Source organism: Microcoleus sp. Pol12B5 (assembly GCF_036701335.1).
GTDB lineage: Bacteria > Cyanobacteriota > Cyanobacteriia > Cyanobacteriales > Microcoleaceae > Microcoleus.
In genome coordinates this window covers 1-20,456 of sequence record NZ_JAUBQQ010000084.1, presented here as the reverse complement: position 1 = coordinate 20,456, position 20,456 = coordinate 1, and the positions used below count along the sequence as shown (strand labels likewise).

14 protein-coding genes are annotated in these 20,456 nt (G+C 47.9%); 10 read left to right on the top strand and 4 right to left on the bottom strand.

Translation table 11 applies throughout. The features are described 5' to 3' along the window. Positions 1 to 189: hypothetical protein (locus QUA24_RS24195; protein WP_333232688.1), on the top strand; the 189-nt coding region annotated here is incomplete at its 5' end. 92 nt (positions 190 to 281) lie between these two features. Here the strand turns inward: QUA24_RS24195 and QUA24_RS24190 are convergent. The 4 genes from QUA24_RS24190 to psaA all read right to left on the bottom strand — a co-directional run bounded on the left by QUA24_RS24190 (position 282) and on the right by psaA (position 6,091). After that, positions 282 to 779, bottom strand: coding sequence for a DMT family transporter (locus tag QUA24_RS24190; protein ID WP_333232686.1), 498 nt, complete (start codon positions 777 to 779; stop codon positions 282 to 284). 3 nt (positions 780 to 782) lie between these two features. Beyond that, a complete protein-coding gene (locus tag QUA24_RS24185; RefSeq protein WP_333232684.1) occupies positions 783 to 1,367 on the bottom strand; it encodes an EamA family transporter in 585 nt (194 codons plus the stop codon). A gap of 90 nt (positions 1,368 to 1,457) precedes the next feature. After that, complete coding sequence (psaB, locus tag QUA24_RS24180) at positions 1,458 to 3,686, bottom strand: photosystem I core protein PsaB (RefSeq protein WP_333057331.1); 2,229 nt, start codon at positions 3,684 to 3,686, stop codon at positions 1,458 to 1,460. A gap of 110 nt (positions 3,687 to 3,796) precedes the next feature. Continuing rightward, complete coding sequence (psaA, locus tag QUA24_RS24175) at positions 3,797 to 6,091, bottom strand: photosystem I core protein PsaA (protein WP_333057330.1); 2,295 nt, start codon at positions 6,089 to 6,091, stop codon at positions 3,797 to 3,799. 644 nt (positions 6,092 to 6,735) lie between these two features. Here psaA and QUA24_RS24170 point away from each other — a divergent pair. The 9 genes from QUA24_RS24170 (at position 6,736) to QUA24_RS24130 (ending at position 20,302) form a co-directional block, all read left to right on the top strand. Continuing rightward, positions 6,736 to 8,364 (top strand): hypothetical protein, encoded by a 1,629-nt coding sequence (locus QUA24_RS24170; RefSeq protein WP_333232682.1) that lies wholly within the window; start codon positions 6,736 to 6,738, stop codon positions 8,362 to 8,364. A gap of 81 nt (positions 8,365 to 8,445) precedes the next feature. Beyond that, positions 8,446 to 9,414, top strand: a complete 969-nt coding sequence (arsM, locus tag QUA24_RS24165; RefSeq protein ID WP_333232680.1) for an arsenosugar biosynthesis arsenite methyltransferase ArsM — start codon at positions 8,446 to 8,448, stop codon at positions 9,412 to 9,414. A 391-nt stretch (positions 9,415 to 9,805) separates the two neighbouring features. After that, positions 9,806 to 10,462, top strand: coding sequence for a hypothetical protein (locus tag QUA24_RS24160; RefSeq protein ID WP_333211458.1), 657 nt, complete (start codon positions 9,806 to 9,808; stop codon positions 10,460 to 10,462). A gap of 106 nt (positions 10,463 to 10,568) precedes the next feature. Then, entirely contained in the window at positions 10,569 to 13,718 is a 3,150-nt protein-coding gene (locus tag QUA24_RS24155) for an efflux RND transporter permease subunit (protein ID WP_333211459.1), read from the top strand. Next, positions 13,715 to 14,428: a two-component system response regulator RppA gene (rppA, locus tag QUA24_RS24150; protein ID WP_333211461.1), complete on the top strand. Its 714-nt coding sequence runs from the start codon at positions 13,715 to 13,717 to the stop codon at positions 14,426 to 14,428. Before QUA24_RS24155 ends, rppA begins: the two co-directional genes overlap by 4 nt. A 1-nt stretch (position 14,429) precedes the next feature. Continuing rightward, positions 14,430 to 15,761, top strand: a complete 1,332-nt coding sequence (gene rppB, locus QUA24_RS24145; protein ID WP_333211463.1) for a two-component system sensor histidine kinase RppB — start codon at positions 14,430 to 14,432, stop codon at positions 15,759 to 15,761. A 308-nt stretch (positions 15,762 to 16,069) separates the two neighbouring features. Then, a complete protein-coding gene (locus QUA24_RS24140; RefSeq protein ID WP_333211464.1) occupies positions 16,070 to 17,503 on the top strand; it encodes a site-specific DNA-methyltransferase in 1,434 nt (477 codons plus the stop codon). Beyond that, positions 17,484 to 18,482 (top strand): type II restriction endonuclease, encoded by a 999-nt coding sequence (locus tag QUA24_RS24135; RefSeq protein ID WP_333211466.1) that lies wholly within the window; start codon positions 17,484 to 17,486, stop codon positions 18,480 to 18,482. Before QUA24_RS24140 ends, QUA24_RS24135 begins: the two co-directional genes overlap by 20 nt. 179 nt (positions 18,483 to 18,661) lie before the next feature. After that, the gene (locus QUA24_RS24130) at positions 18,662 to 20,302 is read left to right on the top strand and encodes a thioredoxin-like domain-containing protein (protein ID WP_333232678.1); all 1,641 of its coding nucleotides are present in this window, start codon (positions 18,662 to 18,664) and stop codon (positions 20,300 to 20,302) included. Positions 20,303 to 20,456: the final 154 nt, after the last annotated feature.

Sequence of the window (20,456 nt, the reverse complement as noted above, 5' to 3'; positions counted from 1 at the left end):
CTGCCTATCTTTTTTTACCACAATTTGGCTCAATCCTTACTAACTATGGGTTTGGGGCGGGTCGTCACCCCCCCAGGTTTAGATCACAAGGCGATCGCACTTTTATTTCTGCTTAACAGACTCAGCCAACCGCTTCGCATTCTCCCGCCGATGAACATTAATCGGACTGTTGCGAATATCAACTTTTAGGGTTACTTATTGTAACTAAGAATCTGTAGTATGTTCCAATCCCTTTTAAATTTTGACTCGATCGCCCCTTAACTAAAGTTGGGTATCAACCATTAAATCCCTTTGAATCCCACTTCCAGATCCATCTCTTTTGCCGGACTTACAGGAGGTTGAGGCGCGGCTTGGGTTTGCTTGCGAAAAACGCCAATTTGATTGAGAACGATCCCGATTAAAATGATGCTACCGCCGATGTATTGAGCTGTTGTTGGCGTTTCCGATAAAATCAAATAGGCGGCTAAAATCCCCGCGATCGGACTAAACGAACTGGCGAGGGATACATCTGCCGCGCCCGTCGTTTTTAGTCCCGTAAACCAGCACAGTTGTCCGCCAACAACAATAATCGCACCATAGACGAGCATCCACTGCCAGAGGAAGGGCGCAAAAACATCGATAAAGTGGGTGGGAGTATATAAGATTAAAACGACAATAAAGAAAACAACTGTTCCCAGTGTTGTTCTGATAATAGAGAACAATCCTAATGGAATTTGTTTGAGCGTGACTTTACTTATAATCGTCGAAATGGCTAACGCGATCGCCCCGGATGCTGCCATGAATTAGCCTCTGCCGATCGTCAATCCGCCCATGTCCATCATATCGGTAGTCGGTGCTTGCAATAAAATAGTCAGTGCAACACCCACAAAGGAAACCATCGCCCCCGCAATCACCCAAAGATTGACGCGATCGCCCAAAATTAGAATGGACAGCGCTAAAATCAGAGGCGGCTCGATGCGTCCAATCAGTACCACATTATTGACAGCGGTTAAATCCAACGCCATAAAAGTTAAGGCTGGAGCCAATGCCCCAGATAGCAAAGAAATTCCGATCAACCCCCACCATGTTTTACTGGGAATCGATCGGAAATTTTGCACCGTACATTGCTGGCGATAAACCAGGAATAAAACTGCTAACGCGCAGAGATTCCCTACAAATAAAACATTACAAAGTGAAATCAAATTTCTGCCGTCGATCGCGTTCTGGGCTCCTAAATCGGTCAGTTTGCGAATGACAGAGTTAGAGGCAGCAAAAATTATGATTGCTAGTAATAAATAGGTTCGTCCAGGGATGCGGTTGAATAATTGAGACACGATAATATGAAGATGAATATATGATGCGTTCTCTTCTTTATACCACTGTTTCATCTGCGGTAATTCCTTACAGAAATATACAAAAAAATCCCCCGCTAGAAGGCGGGGGATTTTAGTTAATTACCTAGAAACCAGAGTTCAGAGTTACCCGAATTTCCCGGCCGTCGAGGCAATTACAAAGGCCGCGTAAGTGAGGACGTTGCCCACAGTAAAGTGAACTAAGCCAACCAAACGACCTTGGACGATCGACAAAGCAACAGGCTTGTCTTTCCAGCGAACCAAGTTAGCCAAAGGAGTGCGCTCGTGAGCCCAAACCAAAGTCTCGATCAACTCTTGCCAGTAACCTCTCCAAGAGATCAGGAACATGAAACCAGTTGCCCAAACAAGGTGTCCGAATAAGAACATCCAAGCCCAGACTGACAAGTTGTTAGTACCATACGGGTTGTAACCGTTGATCAACTGAGAAGAATACAGCCAGAGGTAATCGCGGAACCAGCCCATCAGGTAGGTAGAAGACTCATTGAACTGAGCCACGTTACCTTGCCAGATGCCCAGGTGCTTCCAGTGCCAGTAGAACGTTACCCAAGCTAGGGTGTTCAACATCCAGAATACAGACAGGTACATCGCGTCCCAAGCAGAGATGTCGCAAGTACCGCCACGGCCGGGGCCGTCGCAAGGGAAAGCATAACCGAAGTCTTTTTTGTCCGGCATCAGCTTAGAACCGCGTGCATCCAGAGCGCCCTTGACCAAGATCAAGGTGGTGGTGTGCAAGCCTAGTGCGATCGCGTGGTGAACCAAGAAATCGCCAGGTCCGATCGCCAAGAACAGAGAATTAGTACCGCTGTTAATCGCATCCAACCAGCCTGGGAGCCATACGTTGCCGTAGTTGGGCCAAGCGGTAGAAGCAATGCTGTCGGGGTTAGACAACAGCACGTCCATGCCGTAGAGAGCTTTGCCGTGAGCAGCTTGGATGAACTGTGCGAACACAGGTTCAATCAAGATTTGCTTTTCAGGAGTTCCGAAAGCAACTACAACGTCATTGTGAACGTACAAGCCGAGAGTGTGGAAGCCCAAGAACAGCGACACCCAGCTCAAGTGAGAGATAATCGCTTCTTTGTGCTGCAACACGCGATCGAGCACGTTGCCTTTGTTTGCTTCAGGATCGTAGTCCCGCACCAAGAAGATAGCTCCGTGGGCGAAAGCGCCGACCATGATGAATCCAGCAATGTACTGGTGGTGGGTGTAAAGCGCAGCCTGAGTCGTGAAGTCCTTACCTATAAAAGCGTAGGGAGGCATCGCGTACATATGCTGTGCTACCAAGGAGGTAATTACGCCCAAAGCAGCGAGGTGAAATGCCAGTTGGAAGTGCAGCGAGTTGTTGTAGGTTTCATACAAGCCTTGGTGAGGCAAGTTGAACTGCCCTTCACTCTTGCCGCCGACCAAACCAGCCTTAGAATCCAACATCTCTTTGATGCTGTGACCGATACCGAAGTTAGTCCGGTACATATGACCGGCAACGATAAACAGAACTGCGATCGCCAAGTGGTGGTGAGCAATGTCTGTCAGCCACAGGGATTCTGTTTGAGGGTGGAAGCCACCCAAGAAAGTCAGAATTGCGGTTCCAGCGCCTTCGGAAGTACCGAAGACATGGTTCGCTGCATCTGGATTCTCGGCGTATACGCCCCAGTTACCACTGAAGAACGGAGCCAAACCAGCCGGGTGAGGCGGGGTAGACAGGAAGTTGTCCCAACCTACGTGCTGTCCGCGAGATTCGGGGATAGCAACGTGAACCATGTGACCAGTCCAAGCCAAAGAGCTGACACCGAACAAACCAGCCAAGTGGTGGTTGAGGCGAGATTCAGCATTTTTGAACCAAGACAAGCTGGGGCGGTACTTTGGTTGGAGGTGCAACCAACCTGCGAACAGGAATACAGCCGCCAGTAGTAGCAAGAAGATAGCTCCTTGATACAGGTCGGCGTTTGTCCGAATCCCTTGGGTGAACCACCAATGGTAGACACCGGAGTAAGAGATATCCACCGGGTTAGAAGCGCCCCCTTGAGTGAAAGCTTCTACTGCAGGAGCGCCGAATTGCGGGTCCCAAATCGCGTGAGCGATCGGGCGGACGTTTAGAGGGTCTTTAATCCACTGTTCAAAGTTACCTTGCCATGCTACGTGGAACAGGCTGCCCGATGTCCACAAGAAAATGATTGCTAGGTGGCCGAAGTGAGAAGCAAAAATCTTTTGGTAAAGATTTTCTTCGGTCATGCCATCGTGGCTTTCAAAGTCGTGTGCTGTGGCAATCCCGTACCAGATCCGCCGTGTGGTCGGGTCTTGGGCAAGGTCTTGGCTAAATTTTGGAAATTTCGTTGCCATAAGCCTTGATTAATCCTGAATCCTGAACAAAATTGAAGGGATTCGGTTCGGAGTTTGGATTCTCGATTTGAGATTCCTCCCAAATCGAGAATCCAAAACCTAGGGGTAGTTTACCCTACCGAAATGATTCGCGCTAGGAAAAATGCCCACGTAGTGACAATTCCTCCTAGGAGGTAGTGAGCTACACCCACAGCCCGACCCTGAATAATGCTCAGAGCGCGAGGCTGAATCGACGGAGCTACCTTGAGCTTGTTGTGAGCCCAAACAATCGACTCAATAAGTTCTTGCCAGTAGCCGCGGCCGCTGAACAGGAACATCAAGCTGAAGGCGAAGACGAAGTGTCCAGCTAGGAACATCAAACCGTAGGCCGACAGTGCCGAACCGTAGGACTGAATTACCTGAGAAGCTTGCGCCCAAAGGAAGTCCCGCAGCCAGCCGTTAATCGTGATCGCACTTTGTGCGAAGTTGCCACCGGTAATGTGAGAAATTGTGCCGTCTGGCGATACTGTTCCCCACACGTCCGACTGCATTTTCCAGCTAAAGTGGAAAATCACGATCGAGATGCAGTTGTACATCCAGAACAAGCCTAGGAACACGTGATCCCAACCAGAAACTTGGCAGGTGCCGCCACGGCCGGGGCCGTCGCAAGGGAACCGGAAGCCCAAGTTGCCTTTGTCAGGAACCAAGCGAGAACTGCGTGCAAACAACACGCCTTTCAAAAGAATCAGGACTGTAACGTGAATGGTGAAAGCGTGGATGTGGTGGATCATGAAATCCGCCGTACCCAACTCGATCGGCATCATCGCTACTTTGCCGGCTACTACTACTGCACCGCCGCCAAAAGCGTGGCTAACGATTTCCGTAGCATTAGGCGCTGTTGTGCCCGGAGCCAAAGCGTGGATGTTTTGCACCCACTGGGCAAATATCGGACGCAACTGAATCCCGGTATCCGAGAACAAATCTTGAGGACGACCGAAAGCGCGCATCGTGTCGTTGTGAACGTACAAACCGAAGCTGTGGAAGCCCAAGAATATACAAACCCAGTTCAGGTGGGAAATGATCGCATCTCTATGACGGATCACGCGATCCAACAAGTTGTTGACATTTCCAGCGGGATCGTAATCCCGAACCATGAAGATTGCTCCGTGAGCGGCTGCTCCAACAATCAGGAATCCGCCAATCCACATGTGGTGGGTGAACAGGGATAGCTGAGTCGGGTAGTCGGTCGCGATGTACGGATAGGGAGGCATCGCGTACATATGTTGGGCGACGATGATGCTCAAAGAGCCCATCAGTGCCAAGTTAATCGACAGTTGCGCGTGCCAAGAATTAGTCAGGATTTCGTAGAGACCTTTGTGACCTTCACCAGTGAAGGGGCCTTTGTGGTTCTCTAGGATTTCTTTCATGCTGTGGCCGATGCCCCAGTTCGTCCGGTACATATGACCAGCGACGATGAATAGCACTGCCAAAGCTAAGTGGTGGTGTGCTGTATCAGTCAGCCACAAACCGCCTGTGGTGGGGTTCAGACCGCCTTTGAAGGTCAGGAAGTCTGTATATGCGCCCCAGTTGAGGGTGAAGAAGGGGGTTAAACCTTTAGCGAAACTCGGGTAGATGTCAGCCATCAAGCCGGGTGTCAAAATCCACTCGTGCGGCAGGGGGATGTCGGCAACTGTTTTGATCAGCTTACCGCCGACTGTCAGCGGTGCACCTGCATCGATCGCGTCCATGCAAGCATTGATCGGCAGAGCAACGTGAATTTGTTGTCCTGCGAAGCCCAAGCACCCGCAGCCTAACAAAACTGCCAAGTGGTGGTTCATCATCGATTCCACGTTCTGGAACCATTCCAGTTTCGGAGCGCGGACGTGATAGTGGAACCAACCGGCAAACAGCATCAAAGCTGCCATTACCAGGGCGCCGATCGCAGTGCAATATAGCTGGTATGAGTTAGTGATGCCGTTGGCGCGCCACAATTGGAATAGACCAGAGGTGATCTGAATCCCGTGAAAGCCGCCGCCTACATCTGCATTTAAAATTTCTTGACCAAAAATCGGCCAGACCACTTGAGCGCTGGGCTTGATGGCTGTAGGATTTGTCAGCCAAGCTTCGTAATTGGAAAATTTAGCGCCGTGGAAATATGCGCCACTCAACCATACGAAGATTACTGCCAAGTGGCCGAAGTGAGCGCTAAAGATTTTGCGCGAAACGTCTTCTAAGTCACTTGTATGACTGTCAAAGTCGTGAGCGTTAGCGTGGAGGTTCCAAATCCAAGTGGTGGTTTTTGGCCCCTTAGCTAGAGTGCGATCAAAATGACCGGGTTTTGACCACTTCTCGAAAGAAGTTGGAACCGGATTTTTATCGACTACTACCCTAGCTTTTACCTCTCGCTCTGGAGGACTAATGGTCATGAAGACTCTCCTCTCGGTAAGACAAGGAACGAGAACTGAACACTGTACCGGACACTCCCCACGCTTGATTAGGCGGGGGATTCTCGAAAAAGCCGACACTTCACTGCACTTTACTCTTTGCAGAGCTAGACGCAGGTGCATCGTTTCCCCAAGCATTTTGCTTCTGTGAAGAAGCCAGTTTCCCAGTGTCGCTAACAATGTGACTGGGTACTGCTAACTCTTCTCGCTATCTGGAGTCGCCGATCGCGTCCTTGATTCAGACTTGATACGGCTGCTTCTTTTGAGGGAGTTTTATGAATTATAAGCTTGCTAGAGAAGTATTAATCGCTTGTTAACAATACTTAAAAAAGGCTCAATTCTTGATGTAATAACGCCTTTAAATCCCACAGTCCCTCGAAAAAGTCAAGGGGTACTGCCATTAACTTTACAAAACTCAAAGATAAGGTAATTTAGGATTACTCATTTGTAGATAGATGTTTTGGAAAAAGGCTGCGGGAATTAAGAGTGGGAGAGGATGAGTTGCCCGCTGCTGCCTCAATCCGGGTTCCTACGCGGCTTTGGAATTCATGAGGTAGAATTCCCCAATACTAAATTCATTTTTGGGCTATAGTTCCCTATGAGAAGGCTTCTAGGAGTATCGTTGCGTGATTGGGATCAATTGGCACAGAACGGTTGTGGGCAGGCTGCTGGCATTGTTCGCAGTAGCAGTATTAATTTTGGGTTTAGCAAGTTGTGGCGCGGGCCATCCCGAATTGCCCAAATCAGGGAACAAGAGCGGCTCAGCTACCGCCCCAGTAAACAGAATCTCAGAGGTTTCTCCCCCAGAAGCCATCCAACAACTGCGTCAGGCTCTAGAAATCTACCAGCCTCAAATTAGTATTTTGAATCCAAAACCTGACGAAGTGCTTCAGGATATAAATGTGTCTGTTCAGTTCCAAGTGAAGGACTTGCCCATTTTCAAAGATGCAAACTTGGGTTTGGGCCCCCATCTGCAAGTTTTATTAGACAACCAACCTTATGCAGCAGTTTACGACATCAACCAACCTTTAACGCTCTCCGACTTAGAACCCGGAACCCATACCCTGCAGGTGTTCGCCGCCCGCCCTTGGGAAGAAAGCTTTAAAAACGAAGGTGCCGCAGCTCAAACCACCTTTCACGTTTTTACCAAAACAGACGACAATAATCCCGATCGAACATTGCCCCTATTAACGTACAACAGCCCCCAAGGCAGCTATGGGGCAGAACCCATCCTGCTCGACTTTTACTTGACAAATGCCCCTCCGCACGAAGTGGCGCAAGAAAATTCCCAAGATGAAATACTCGATTGGAAAATTCGAGCCACAGTCAACGGCCAAAGCTTTGCGATCGACCAGTGGCAACCTATATATCTTAAAGGATTCAAACCAGGGAAAAACTGGGTACAGCTAGAATTAATTGACGAACGGGGAAATATCGTCAAAAACGCCTTTAATAATACAGTCAGACTGATCAATTTCCAACCGCTCGGTCAAGATCCTCTTTCAAAATTAGTGCGGGGCGAACTAACAGCAGCAGAAACTCGCGGTATAGTCGATCGCACCTACCAAGCCCCCGATCCGACACCAACCCCAACCCCCGAACCGACACCGACACCTGCATTAGAAAAAACACCAGTTGTCCAACCCTCACCAGCGGTTCCAGAAACCCCTGTTACCGAACCCAGCTTAGAGCCAACAGTCGCTCCCGAAGTTCCTCCCATTCAAGAAATAGAACCGACACCAACAGCAACCCCCCAACTCGAAGCGCCGAAAATTGTAGAACCAATTCAAGTAATAGAACCGACACCGACAGCAACCCCTCAACTCGAAGCCCCGAAAACTGTAGAACCAGTTCAAGTAATAGAACCGACACCGGTAGCAACTCCACAGTTAGAAATCCCGAAAACTGTAGAACCAGTTCAAGTAATAGAACCGACCCCAACAGCATCTCCCCAAACAAAAAAACAGGAATATAAAGGATACTACAATCGGTTCCGCAACTTCTTGCGTGAAGAACCGCAACCTGCTAATTTTTCAGAGCCACCAACCCTGCCAGAAATAACAGGAAAAGCTCCAGTACCAAAAGTAGTCGCTCCCGCGATACCAGAAGAGTCTCCCAATCTTGTACCGCCAACGCCACCAGTTGCCGCTGAAACTCCTAGCCAGCCAACCAGCGAATTAGCCGCTCCCGAAACAACTGTTTCCGAACCCGAAAATCCGCCCAAATCCGAACAAAAAGTCGAATTTGCCACCTAACAAAAACTTTCTGGGCTTCTTCGTTGCATCGGCGTCGCGCCCGTGATCTATCTGCAGTTAACAATTAAAGAACACTAAAAAATGACCTACCTCGAAACAGCAGCCAAATTCTACAGTGATGTTGCCGAAACACCCCAAATCGGACTTTGCTGCGTCCAAAGCAATCCCTTGCAATTGCCAGGATTAAAAATTCCCGAACAAATGCAGGAAATGAATTACGGCTGCGGCACAACCGTTCACGCCGCTGAACTTGTAGGCAATCCCTTCGTGCTTTATGTAGGCGTCGGCGGCGGCTTGGAAGCACTACAATTTGCCTATTTTTCTAGACACAAAGGAGCGGTTATTGCCGTCGATCCGGTTCCAGCAATGCGAGATGCGGCGGCACGAAACTTGCAAATAGCCGCCCACGAAAATGAGTGGTTTGATCCGAGTTTTGTAGAAATTTGTGAAGGCGATGCTTTTGCGTTGCCGGTACCGGATGCTTCTGTAGATGTTGTCGCCCAAAACTGCTTGTTTAATATCTTTGAACCAGCGGATTTAGCTAAAGCATTAAAAGAGACTTATCGAGTGTTAAAACCGGGTGGCAGATTGTTGATGAGCGATCCGATCGCAACTCGCCCCATTCCGCAGCATTTGAAGGAAGACCAACGCTTGCGGGCCCTGTGTTTGTCCGGCGCTTTGACATACGCAGAATACGTTCAACACCTTGTAGACGTTGGTTTTGGGCAAGTCGAAGTGCGGGCGCGCCGTCCTTACCGATTGCTGGACAAACACAATTATCAATTGGATGCAGATTTGCTGTTAGAAAGCCTAGATTCGGTGTCTTTCAAAGTGGATGTACCGGATGACGGAGCTTGCATTTTCACTGGGAAGACGGCGATTTATACGGGGTCTGAAGAGCTGTTTGATGACGGGGCAGGCCACGTTTTGCAGCGGGGAGTTCCGGCGGCGGTGTGCGATAAAACTGCGGGGAAGTTAGGGGGATTGATGCCCGATAATGTGTTGATTACTGACTCGACTTGGCATTATAACGGCGGCGGTTGCTGTTAGATTTATTTCGGAATAATGGGGCTGTAATCTTTTGGGAATAGAGTGTTTCTCAAAGAAGTGAGGTGTGGGCGCTTCCTATGCCCTCTTTGCACCTCATGTTAGTGAGCCATGGTATAAGCTGTCGCGCATTTGAATTGTATATTCAGGGCGGGCGGGACGCCCAACCCTAATCCCCACAAGACTTTGATTTTTTTTGACATACAATTTAAAGGCCGCAACAGCTTAGAGGTCTCTAATTTTAGACTTCGCCTCAAATTTTCATCAAATTTTTATTTCCCCCTGACATCCTAGCGGGAGAAGGTTCACAACTCTGAAGTAAGGAATAGATTGCTCTTGAGAGGAGTGGCTGTTTTCATCACCCCCGTTCGCTAAATGTGAGGAGGAAATTTCCATGCTATCGAAATCTTTAACTTCAAATTCATTATCGATCGTCCGTTACGGGTCTAGTTTTGTTTTGGGATTAGTGTTGTGGACGGCTCCAACCCCGGTGCTGGCGCACGTTGGGCATGACAACGAGTTTGCAGGTGGCGATGCGGCGAAGATTATGCAACCGATCGAGGTCGATGCCAGTAAAGCAACCGCATTGGGAATTAAGACAGAGGCAATTGCCCCTACAACCGATGGAGGTATTGTCAAAGTTCCCAGCACCAGCTTAGTTGATGCCAATGGGCAAAAGCTCGTCTACATCCAGGAAGGAACAACCTACAAACCAATCTCAGTTCAGATTGGTAGCGACTCTGGAGATGTGGTGGAAATTAAAGAAGGCAATTTAGTTCCGGGAAATCAGATTGTGATGCAGGGGGCAACGTTTTTGTACTCGGAGGCTTTGCGAGGTAAACCACAGGCAGAAACGGCATCACCCGCTACATCGCAAGTAGAAACGCAGGCATCACCCGCTACATCGCCAGCAGAAACGCAAGCATCGCCCGCTACATCGCCAGCAGAAGCGCAGCCTGCTCAAGGATCGTCACCTTTGATGTGGGTAGCAGGCGCAGGAGTTTTACTGGTGGGTGGATTAGCCGTCTTTGGGTTAAAAGGCAAGGACTAATAGACATTCAAAAACCAAGATTTTTGGTAACAGTCGATCGCGACGGAGTAAAAATCTTTACTCCGTCTCCTAAAAGCTTGCCTAATGCTATCCAAATTTCATCCTTATGTTAAACGTCATCCCCAAATGGTCTATTGCTCAACGATGGTTAGTGGTGTTCGGGGCGATCGCCCTAACCATCTGGAGTACACATACTGTAAGTCGAATGCCCCTCGACGTGTTGCCCAACTTTGCGCCCCCTCAAGTAGAAGTACAGACAGAAGCCCCCGGTCTTGCGCCGGAAGCGGTGGAATCGTTGGTGACGTTACCGCTAGAAAGTGCGGTCAACGGAACACCAGGAGTTGAAGTCGTTCGTACCTCCTCAGCCGTAGGAATTTCTGTATTGCGGGTGGTGTTTAAGTGGGGAACTGACCCCTATCAAGCTCGTCAACAGGTGGCAGAGCGATTGCAGGACGCGCAAGACCGATTACCCGAAGGAATTGGTGCACCACAGATATCGCCCCTAGCTCCCCCCATCGGAACGGTGATTCAATATGCGTTCACGTCTGACACTACATCGCTCATGGAAGTGCGACGTTTGGTGGATGGCAAAGTCAACAATCGCTTGTTGGCAGTTCCAGGCGTATCGCAAGTGCTGGTTTACGGCGGAGATTTGCAGCAGTTTCAGGTGATTGCGAATCCTGAAAAACTCCAAGCGTTGAAGGTTTCCCTTCAGGAAGTCGTCAAGGCGGCAAACGAGGCAAATGCCAAAACCGCAGGTGGATTGTTGATTGACCCCGATCGCGAATTGGTGATTCGAGGCGAGGGACAAATCCAGACGATCGCAGATTTGCAAAAAGCTGTGGTCAAGGTGCAGGAGGGAAAACCCATTCTACTGCGGGATGTGGCAGAGGTGAAGATTGGGGCTGCACTCCAGCGAGGCGATGCCAGTTGGAATACTAAACGGGCTGTGGTGGTGATGGTCAACAAGCAACCTTTGGTGGATAGTCCCACCGTCACGCAAGCCATCATCGAGGCGATGGAGGAAATTAAACCAGGTTTACCCAAGGATGTGAAGGCAAACGTCACTTTCCGGCAAGATGCCTACATTGATGCCTCAGTTGGTAATGTGCGAGCAGCCTTGATCGAAGGCAGTTTGATTGTCGCAGCCATCCTGATTCCCTTTCTGATGAACTGGCGCACCCTCACCATCTGTTTGCTGGATTTCTTTCTCACGCTACTGTTCTCGTTGTTGGTGTGTTCCTGGATCGGGCTGGAACTCAACACCATGACTCTCGGCGGATTGGTAGTGGCGATCGGGACAGCAGTGGATGATGCGATCGTCTATTGCGAAAATACCGATCGCCGCTTACGGGAAAATCGCCTCTCGCCCAATCCCCAGCCACCACTAGAGATTATTTTTGAGGGTTCTCAGGAGGTGCGCGAGTCGCTGATTGGAGCGACGTTAATTGGGATTATCGTCTTTTCACCGATTTTCACCCTCTCTGGGGTAGAGGGGCGGATCTTCACCCCAATGGGCATTGCCTATCTGGTGGTGGTAATCATCTCCAGCCTGGAATCCCTAGTAATATCCCCTGCATTGTGTGCCATTCTACTGCCTCACAGCCGGATGCAGACGACAGAACCCTTCCTAGCCCGGTGGTCTAAACAACTCTACGATCCGTTGCTGCGAATGGCGATGCGTCGCTCTACCTTAATTTTAGGACTGGCAACAGCCTCAATGGTAGCGGCCATGCTGATTGTGCCGACGTTAGGACGGGATTTTCTGCCAACATTCCAGGAACGATCGCTCATGAATGCGATCGCCCTTTATCCGGGTTCCTCACTCGAAGCAACCAATCGCGTTGGGTTAGCGATTCAAACAGCACTTAAGGATGACCCCCGGTTTGAATCAGTACAACTCCGGGCGGGGCGTGCTCCGGGCGATCCGGATGCGGCATCGGTGAACTTGGCACACTTGGACGTGGAACTGAGTGAAGCTGCGATGCAAAACCGTCCTGCCTCGATTGAAGCCTTGCGGGAGGCATTGGGTCAGTTTCCGGGAGTTGCTACCAATATCGGTGGATTTATCAGTCACAGGATGGATGAAGTGTTGTCGGGGGTCAGGAGTGCGATCGCCATTAAAGTATTCGGCAACGATTTACAAGAACTACGCCGCATTGGAGAACAAATCGAAACGACAATGAAAGACGTGAAGGGATTGGTAGACCTTCAGCTTGAGCCCCAAATACCGATCCGTCAAGTACAAATTCAATTTAACCGAGATGCAGCCGCTCGCTACGGATTGACGATCGCCCAATTGTCCGATTTCACTGAAACAGCCCTGAATGGTCGCGTGGTTGCTCAAGTGCCCGATGGTCAACAGTTGGTCGATGTGTTGGTTTGGGTCAACGAATCTGCGCGTCGCAATCTCAACACGATTCGCAACCTCCAAGTTAATGCCCCAACAGGTCAAATCATCCCGCTTTCGGAAGTGGCAAAGGTTGACTTTGGCAATGGCCCGAACACGATTAACCGAGAAAATGTCTCTCGTTTAATTGTGGTGTCAGCCAACGTACAGGGACGCGATGTTGCTTCGGTCGTCGATGACATTCGCGCCAAGGTTAAGCAATCGGTGCAACTGCCCCAAGGCTACTATATTCAGTACGGCGGACAGTATGAGTCGGAACAACGCGCTGCTCAAAACTTCCTAATTTTCGGAATATTAGCAGTGCTAGCGATCGCCGTATTGATGTACTTCACGGTGAAATCCGTTCCTGCCATGCTGATGGTTATGATCAACTTACCATTAGCCCTGGTTGGCGGTGTTATCTCAGTCCTGCTGACGGGCGGCGTTATCTCAGTTCCGTCAATGGTGGGCTTTGTTACCCTGTTTGGCGTAGCGACGCGGAATGGGTTGCTGCTTGTAGACAACTACAACACCAAACTGGCACAAGGAATGCCACTTCCCAAAGTCATTGTCGAAGGCTCGATGGAACGGTTGCTGGCAATTTTGATGACAGCACTCACCTCGGCATTAGGGATGATTCCCCTGGTTTTAAGCGGTGGGGCTGGTAAGGAATTGTTGCAGCCGCTAGCGATCGTCGTCCTCGGCGGACTCTTTACCTCAACTGCTCTCACCCTAATGGTTCTACCTGCATTGTATGCTCGATTTGGGAAGTTTCTGATGCCTCAACGGATGCTGGAAATCAACGAGTTGAGAAACTACAGCATGGAGCAGACACCAACGAATGGAGATGGAGTAGGGCTAAAATGAGAATTCTGCTGGCGGAAGACGAACCAGATTTGGGTGCCATTGTGCAACGCACCTTGAGCCGAGAAAAGTACCTGGTGGATTGGGTGCAAGATGGCACAACTGCTTGGAACTATCTGGAAGACCAATGGATCGAGTACACGGTTGCCATTTTTGACTGGTTGCTGCCGGAAATCTCTGGCGTCGAACTCTGCCAACGCTTGCGCCAGCAGAATAATCCATTACCCGTTTTGATGTTGACGGCAAAAGATCGAACAGAGGATATGGTGGCAGGGCTAGATGCGGGTGCTGATGACTATCTGATGAAACCGTTTATTAAAGCAGAATTGTTAGCTCGGTTGCGGGCACTCCAGCGACGGGGACGGAGTTTGTCTCCAGAACACTCACCCCATTTCAATCCTGCCCAACTAGAGGTGGGGCGATTGCTGCTTGACTATACTAAATCCATCATCTGCACTACGGATGACGGAGGACAGCTAAGGGTTATTCCTCTGACGGCTAATGAGTTTCGGTTATTGGAATATTTCATGCAGCATCCGAACCAAATCCTCACGCGCGATCGACTTTTGACTCGTTTGTGGGATGTAGATACTGACCCGATGAGCAATGTAGTTGCTGCCAGAATTCGTCTGTTGCGCCGCAAGCTGGCAGATTATGGCTGTGACGGGATGATTGAAACGGTTCATGGATTCGGGTATCGCTTGAACAAGTAATATGCACTCCAACAAGCTATTTAACCGCACGCGCTGGCAACTTGCGGGTTGGTATGCGATCGTCCTGGGGTTGTTGTTAGGTATATGCGGTGTTGCAGTCTATCAGGTTGTGTTTCACACGCAGCGGTACATCCTCCAGGAAAAACTACAGTCCTTAGCCGGAACGCTGCATGACACTATCGAACCACAATTACAACAACCGGGACAGCTTTCATCCAGCTTGAAAACTATTTTGCCCGGTTTGTGTCTGTGGAATGAAAACTGTTACTCTTCAGGCAATGACGGGGCGCGACATACTGCTAGGGTGTTTCAGCAGGAGGGATATTATCTCCGCTTTTTAGACCAATCTGGGGAAATATTAGCAAAGGTTGGAGAGCAGCCGGATGTATTAGAAAACTTTGCACCAAAAGAGTTTTGGCAAATTCTGCATCTTTCTAGTGGCGATCGCTTTTATCAAATTTCTCTATTACTGAGAACAAACAGCGGTTTGCCTTGGGGTTATATGCAAATTGGGCGATCGCTCAAAGAATGGGATGCCTATCTTAACACCTTGCGATTGTTGCTCTTTTTAGGCTTACCCTTGGTCATGCTGCTAGTGGGAGGAGCTAGTTGGTGGTTATCTGGACTAGCGATGCGACCAATTTATCAATCCTATCTCCAGATGCAGCAATTCACCTCCGATGCCGCTCATGAATTGCGAACGCCTCTGGCTGTCATTCAGACTACTGTTGAGGATACTCGTCAGGCTGAAGATTTACCGGAGGTTAGTCAAAACCTGGATATTATTGAACGACAAAACATCCGCCTTTCTAGGTTAGTGAAAGATTTATTGTTTATTTGTAGAATTGAGCAACAACAGATTCCGACTCAATTGCAGCATTGCTGTTTCAACTATCTAATCGGCGATTTAGTAGAAGAACTTGCAGGTTTAGCAATGGTGGCTGAGGTGGAATTGATGTTAGAAATTCGTGCTTCGCGAGCCGTTGTAATTCTTGGGGATGAAGCCCAACTTTACCGAATGGTGACGAATTTAATTACCAACGCTATTAACTACACTCCCCCAGGAGGGCTAATCCTTGCCATCCTCGATTGCACCGACAAGGAAGCCATAATTCAAGTTCAAGATACAGGTGTTGGTATCGCCCCAGCCGAACAAACGCGAATTTTCGATCGTTTCTACCGAGTGCAGAGCGATCGTTCTAGAGCCACGGGTGGTGCTGGATTAGGGCTATCGATTGCAAATGCGATCGCAGTGGCTCATCAAGGCAGCATTCAAGTCCAGAGTGAGTTAGGAAAAGGCAGTACATTTACAATCCGTCTACCACTCAAATGAGAACAATATTACTGCGATCGCGTCAAGATTGCCTTTGCAAGGGGAATCGCAGAATATCAATTTGTGGGTTAACTCGATCGTAAGTGCGATCGAGCAGAATAAAATTAACGGTGTATTGGTTATTTTGGAAAATAACAGCCGGGAAAACCAAGGAGAAAATTGGGGTTCAGCCAGAGGGGAGAATTTCTGAAGCGGTTAATTCTTTGGTTCGTCAGAGAGAATTTATAGGGTAGCGACATCTGCCCGTTTTTTGATTGGAGATACTGGTATACTACGATCGACAGTTAGTTATTTAATAATTTGTAGTCATGGTAAATATATCAAGCATCTCTAACATAGGCCCTGAAGTGGAAAATGACTTTCTGGAAGAGATTGATAACCTTGACAGGCAATTACACGATCGCTTTCAAGACAAGTTTGTAGTCCAGCCCTCGCTTACGCGACTTTTGGTTAGTTTTCAGGCTAACAAAACTAGACCCATTTATAGGTGGTACAAGTATAAGGAAGCTTTCTCGGCTTCTCTGGTAGAGTTTTTATTCCAAAAATATCAAGTCATTCAAGGCAAGATTTTAGATCCCTTTACAGGTAGTGGAACTGCTTTATTTGCTGCTAGCGACTTGGGAATAGATGGTGAGGGGATTGAATTATTACCTATTGGGCAACAAATAATTAATACCAAAATCCTTTTAGACACTGCCTTTACTCTTGATGATTTTCAGCGGCTAAAGACATGGTTTAATTTGCAAATATGGAAACAATTTGAAAACCCAGTCACTCTGCCAGAATTGAGGATCACTAAAGGGGCTTACTCCGAACAAAATAAAATAGAAATTGAGCAATATCTTGGAGCTTGTTATCAAGAAAATACCAAGCTTCAATCAGTTTTAGTCTTGACTTTACTGTGTGTTTTAGAATCCGTAAGCTATACACGCAAAGATGGACAGTATCTTCGTTGGGATTACCGTTCGGGTCATGGCCAGTCAAAGAAGTCCTTCAATAAAGGTGAGGTTCTTGAGTTCAGTAAAGCTATTACCCAAAAATTTAATGATCTTGTTAACGACTTAGAACCTCCTACACAACAACTTGAGCTTTTTCAAACTCAGAATAATCAAGGCAAAATTAATTTGCATCAAGGTTCTTGTCTGAAGATAATGCCCGATTTGCCGGACTCTACATACGATGCAATCATCACATCTCCACCCTACTGCAATCGATATGACTATACTCGTACTTATGCACTAGAGCTAGCTTTACTAGGAACTTCTGAAAAGGAATTAATTAATCTGCGTCAGGAAATGCTAAGTTGTACGGTTGAAAATCACCCCAAAGATTTATTGGCTATCAATCCGGCTTGGGAAGTCGCTTTAAGTATTGCTAATTCGCAAACTCTGTTGCAGGCTATCTTAAGATATTTGGACAGCCAAAAGTCACAGGGCGTATTGAATAACAATGGTATACCAAGAATGGTAAGAGGATATTTCTATGAAATGGCTTGCGTAATACAAGAAAGCTTTCGTATCCTTAAACCTGGGGCATTTTTGTTTATGGTTAATGACAATGTGCGCTACGCAGGTATAAGCATTTCAGTGGACATGATTCTTTCTGATTTTGCTGAAAAACTAGGCTTTATTACTGAAAATATTCTCGTCTTACCAGGTGATAAGGGGAATAGTAGTCAACAGATGGGAAATTATGGACGTGCTCCTTTGAGGAAGTGCGTTTATGTATGGAAAAAACAATAACTCGAAACCTATGCGTGTTTATCGTAACCATCTTCAATCCAGTGACGATCTTGTCACAACCTATGAAGACACTCGTGCGGGTTTTGTTGCACTTGCCCTTGAAAAAAATCGACGCGCTACACCTTACGTCGCCCAAGCAAGAGCACTTCAAGAAGCTGCTGGTCAAGCTGAGAGTCCTGCTGATTTGTTAAATGTTAAGGGCATTGAAATGGGATTGTTGACTGCGGCAGGATTATCTGACAAGTCTCTTGCTCATTTGATGCCAAATGATAAAATTGAAGCTATCAATGGTCTAATCAGGAATTTTCTTGAGCCAGCAGGCACAAGTTTTGTGGAGGAATTGGTCTTTAGATTTCTACTGACTCGTGGTGACACGCTTGGTGGCTCAATGCGTAATGTTGGCGGAGCATTAGCACAAAGAAAACTAACTCGTGCTATCCTCTCGACTCTCACCATTGCTGGTAAGAGATATTACTGGCAACACTCAAAGACAAAAAAGTGGATAGCCATGACAAATGATGACACAGAAATTGAGTTGTCTTTACGTGGGATAAGTTGGGAGAGCGAGCTGGGTAATCGCACATTGATTTATAACCTAACTGTTCCGCTAGTCAGGAGCAATGTGGATTTATGTTTATTTAATCTTGCCCCGACGGAGTTGGTAGCCAGTCAATCCAGCGCAATTGACCCATCTATGGTGGCACCTTATGTTATTGCATTGGGCGAACTTAAAGGCGGAATCGATCCTGCAGGTGCAGATGAGCATTGGAAAACGGCACAAGCGGCACTAAATCGCATACGCGAAGCTTTTTTCCGGGTTGGACATTCACCTCTGACTTTCTTTGTGGGTTCAGCGGTGGCGACAAGGATGGCGGGTGAAATTTGGCATCAACTGGAAAACCGGACTCTCACTAATGCTGCCAATCTGAATGAGGAGAATCAAGTTGCATCTATTTGTCGTTGGTTATGTAATTTATAAAAGCAAAAACCGTTTTGACTCCGTGTCTGTTTTAACATCCTCCCTGACCCCCGTCTTGTGACACAGCCATCTTCGCTGTCTCCAAAAACCCTGCTTTAATCAGCTTCCTTCCCATCCTGCCAAACTTCCCGCTAAATTAAAGAAGTAAAAAAATCATTCACCCCCTACCAGGAGATGCCATGCCTCGCGTCAGAGCACCAGAATTCCCCGGAAACTACCCCTGGCTGAACACCGAAAAACCTTTATCCATTGAATCCTTAAAAGGGCGCGTCGTCCTCCTCGACTTCTGGACATACTGCTGCATCAACTGCTTGCACGTCCTGCCCGACTTAAAATACCTCGAACAAAAATATAAAGATTCCCTCACGGTTATCGGCGTTCACTCAGCTAAATTTGAAAACGAAAAAGAAGTAGAAAACATCCGCCAAGCTATCCTCCGCTACGATATCGAACATCCTGTAATCGTTGACAGCGGCATGAAAGTTTGGCAAAGCTATGCCGTTCGCGCTTGGCCAACTTTAATGGTGATCGATCCTGAAAGTTATGTCGTTGGCTTTGTTTCGGGTGAAGGCAATAGAGAAGCACTTGACGAGTTAGTTGGCAAGTTAATTGCTGAATACAAAGATAAAAATGCGCTTAATTTTAAAGAACTGCGTTTTAGCTTAGAAAAACAGCGCAAACCTGTATCAACACCATTGGCTTTTCCCGGAAAAGTGCTGGCATTTGCGATCGCTGCAACGGAGGCAAAACATCTTCACCAACAGGTTGCACTTTTGGGCGAAATGAGTCAGGAAAATGAATCTGTAGATGAAACTGTATTGCCAGGGCCTGCTAATTCAGTTATACAAAACTTAGTCGGTTCTTGCTTATTTATTGCCGATTCCGGCCACAATAGGATTGTTGTCAGCACCCTCGAAGGTGAGGTGCTGCACGTCATCGGTAGCGGCAAGGCGGGTTTAACTGATGGGGACTTTGAAGAGGCTGAGTTTTTTGCACCTCAAGGTATGGCTTTTGATGCAGAAAGTCAAATTCTATATGTTGCTGATACGGAAAATCATGCTCTCAGAAAGATTGATTTTACGACTCAACGGGTAGAAACAATTGCTGGTACGGGCGAACAAAGTCACGAAATTTCACCCCGCAGCGGCAAGGGTTTAGAAACGCAATTGAATTCGCCTTGGGATTTAGAAAGAGTTGGAAATAGACTTTTTATTGCAATGGCGGGTTCCCACCAAATTTGGGAAATGCAGTTAGACACTGGCACGATCGGCACTTATGCAGGTATTGGCCGAGAATCCTGTGTGGATGGGAATCTTGCAGAATCTGCTTTTTCTCAGCCCAGCGGCCTGTCTACGGATCGATCGGAGTTGTTTGTTGCCGACAGCGAAATTAGTTCGATTCGTGCTGTGGGTATAGATGAAGACCCGAAGGTTCGCACTGTTTGCGGTAGCGGTGAATTGTTTGGTTTTGGGGATAAAGATGGTCGCGCTGAGGAGGTAAGGTTGCAGCACTGTTTGGGTGTTGAATACGCTCAAAATTACCTCTGGGTGGCTGATACTTATAATCACAAAATTAAGCGGATCGACCACCGGGGCGGTACGTGCAGAACAATGATTGGAGATGGTACAGCAGGTTTGGTTGATGCTAAAGGTCTCAAGGCTCGATTTTTTGAGCCTTCAGGGTTGAGTGCGATCGGGCCTCATTTGTTTGTTGCTGATACAAACAATCATGTAATTCGGAGAGTTGAGTTGGATACGCTGGAAGTCACAACTTTGGATTTCCCCAGTTTGTGCGCCCCGGATGTTTGTCTTCCTGATTAAGTCGATCGACCTTTTTCCTATTAGCCAGGGTTCTCAATTCTCCTGATTGCCCGATTGATTGTGGTCAAGTAGGGTGCCTGACGGGGTGACAACCCCGTCAAAACATTGATAGAATGAAGGACATAGCCCTTATACCCCTCTGAAAGAATGGTAG

Excerpts from the sequence above, each read along its gene's own strand:
- QUA24_RS24190 (WP_333232686.1), bottom strand. The coding sequence starts at position 779 with ATGGCAGCATCCGGGGCGATCGCGTTAGCCATTTCGACGATTATAAGT.
- QUA24_RS24185 (WP_333232684.1), bottom strand. The coding sequence starts at position 1,367 with ATGAAACAGTGGTATAAAGAAGAGAACGCATCATATATTCATCTTCAT.
- psaB (WP_333057331.1), bottom strand. The coding sequence starts at position 3,686 with ATGGCAACGAAATTTCCAAAATTTAGCCAAGACCTTGCCCAAGACCCG.
- psaA (WP_333057330.1), bottom strand. The coding sequence starts at position 6,091 with ATGACCATTAGTCCTCCAGAGCGAGAGGTAAAAGCTAGGGTAGTAGTC.
- arsM (WP_333232680.1), top strand. The coding sequence starts at position 8,446 with ATGACCTACCTCGAAACAGCAGCCAAATTCTACAGTGATGTTGCCGAA.
- QUA24_RS24160 (WP_333211458.1), top strand. The coding sequence starts at position 9,806 with ATGCTATCGAAATCTTTAACTTCAAATTCATTATCGATCGTCCGTTAC.
- QUA24_RS24155 (WP_333211459.1), top strand. The coding sequence starts at position 10,569 with ATGTTAAACGTCATCCCCAAATGGTCTATTGCTCAACGATGGTTAGTG.
- rppA (WP_333211461.1), top strand. The coding sequence starts at position 13,715 with ATGAGAATTCTGCTGGCGGAAGACGAACCAGATTTGGGTGCCATTGTG.
- rppB (WP_333211463.1), top strand. The coding sequence starts at position 14,430 with ATGCACTCCAACAAGCTATTTAACCGCACGCGCTGGCAACTTGCGGGT.
- QUA24_RS24140 (WP_333211464.1), top strand. The coding sequence starts at position 16,070 with ATGGTAAATATATCAAGCATCTCTAACATAGGCCCTGAAGTGGAAAAT.
- QUA24_RS24135 (WP_333211466.1), top strand. The coding sequence starts at position 17,484 with ATGTATGGAAAAAACAATAACTCGAAACCTATGCGTGTTTATCGTAAC.
- QUA24_RS24130 (WP_333232678.1), top strand. The coding sequence starts at position 18,662 with ATGCCTCGCGTCAGAGCACCAGAATTCCCCGGAAACTACCCCTGGCTG.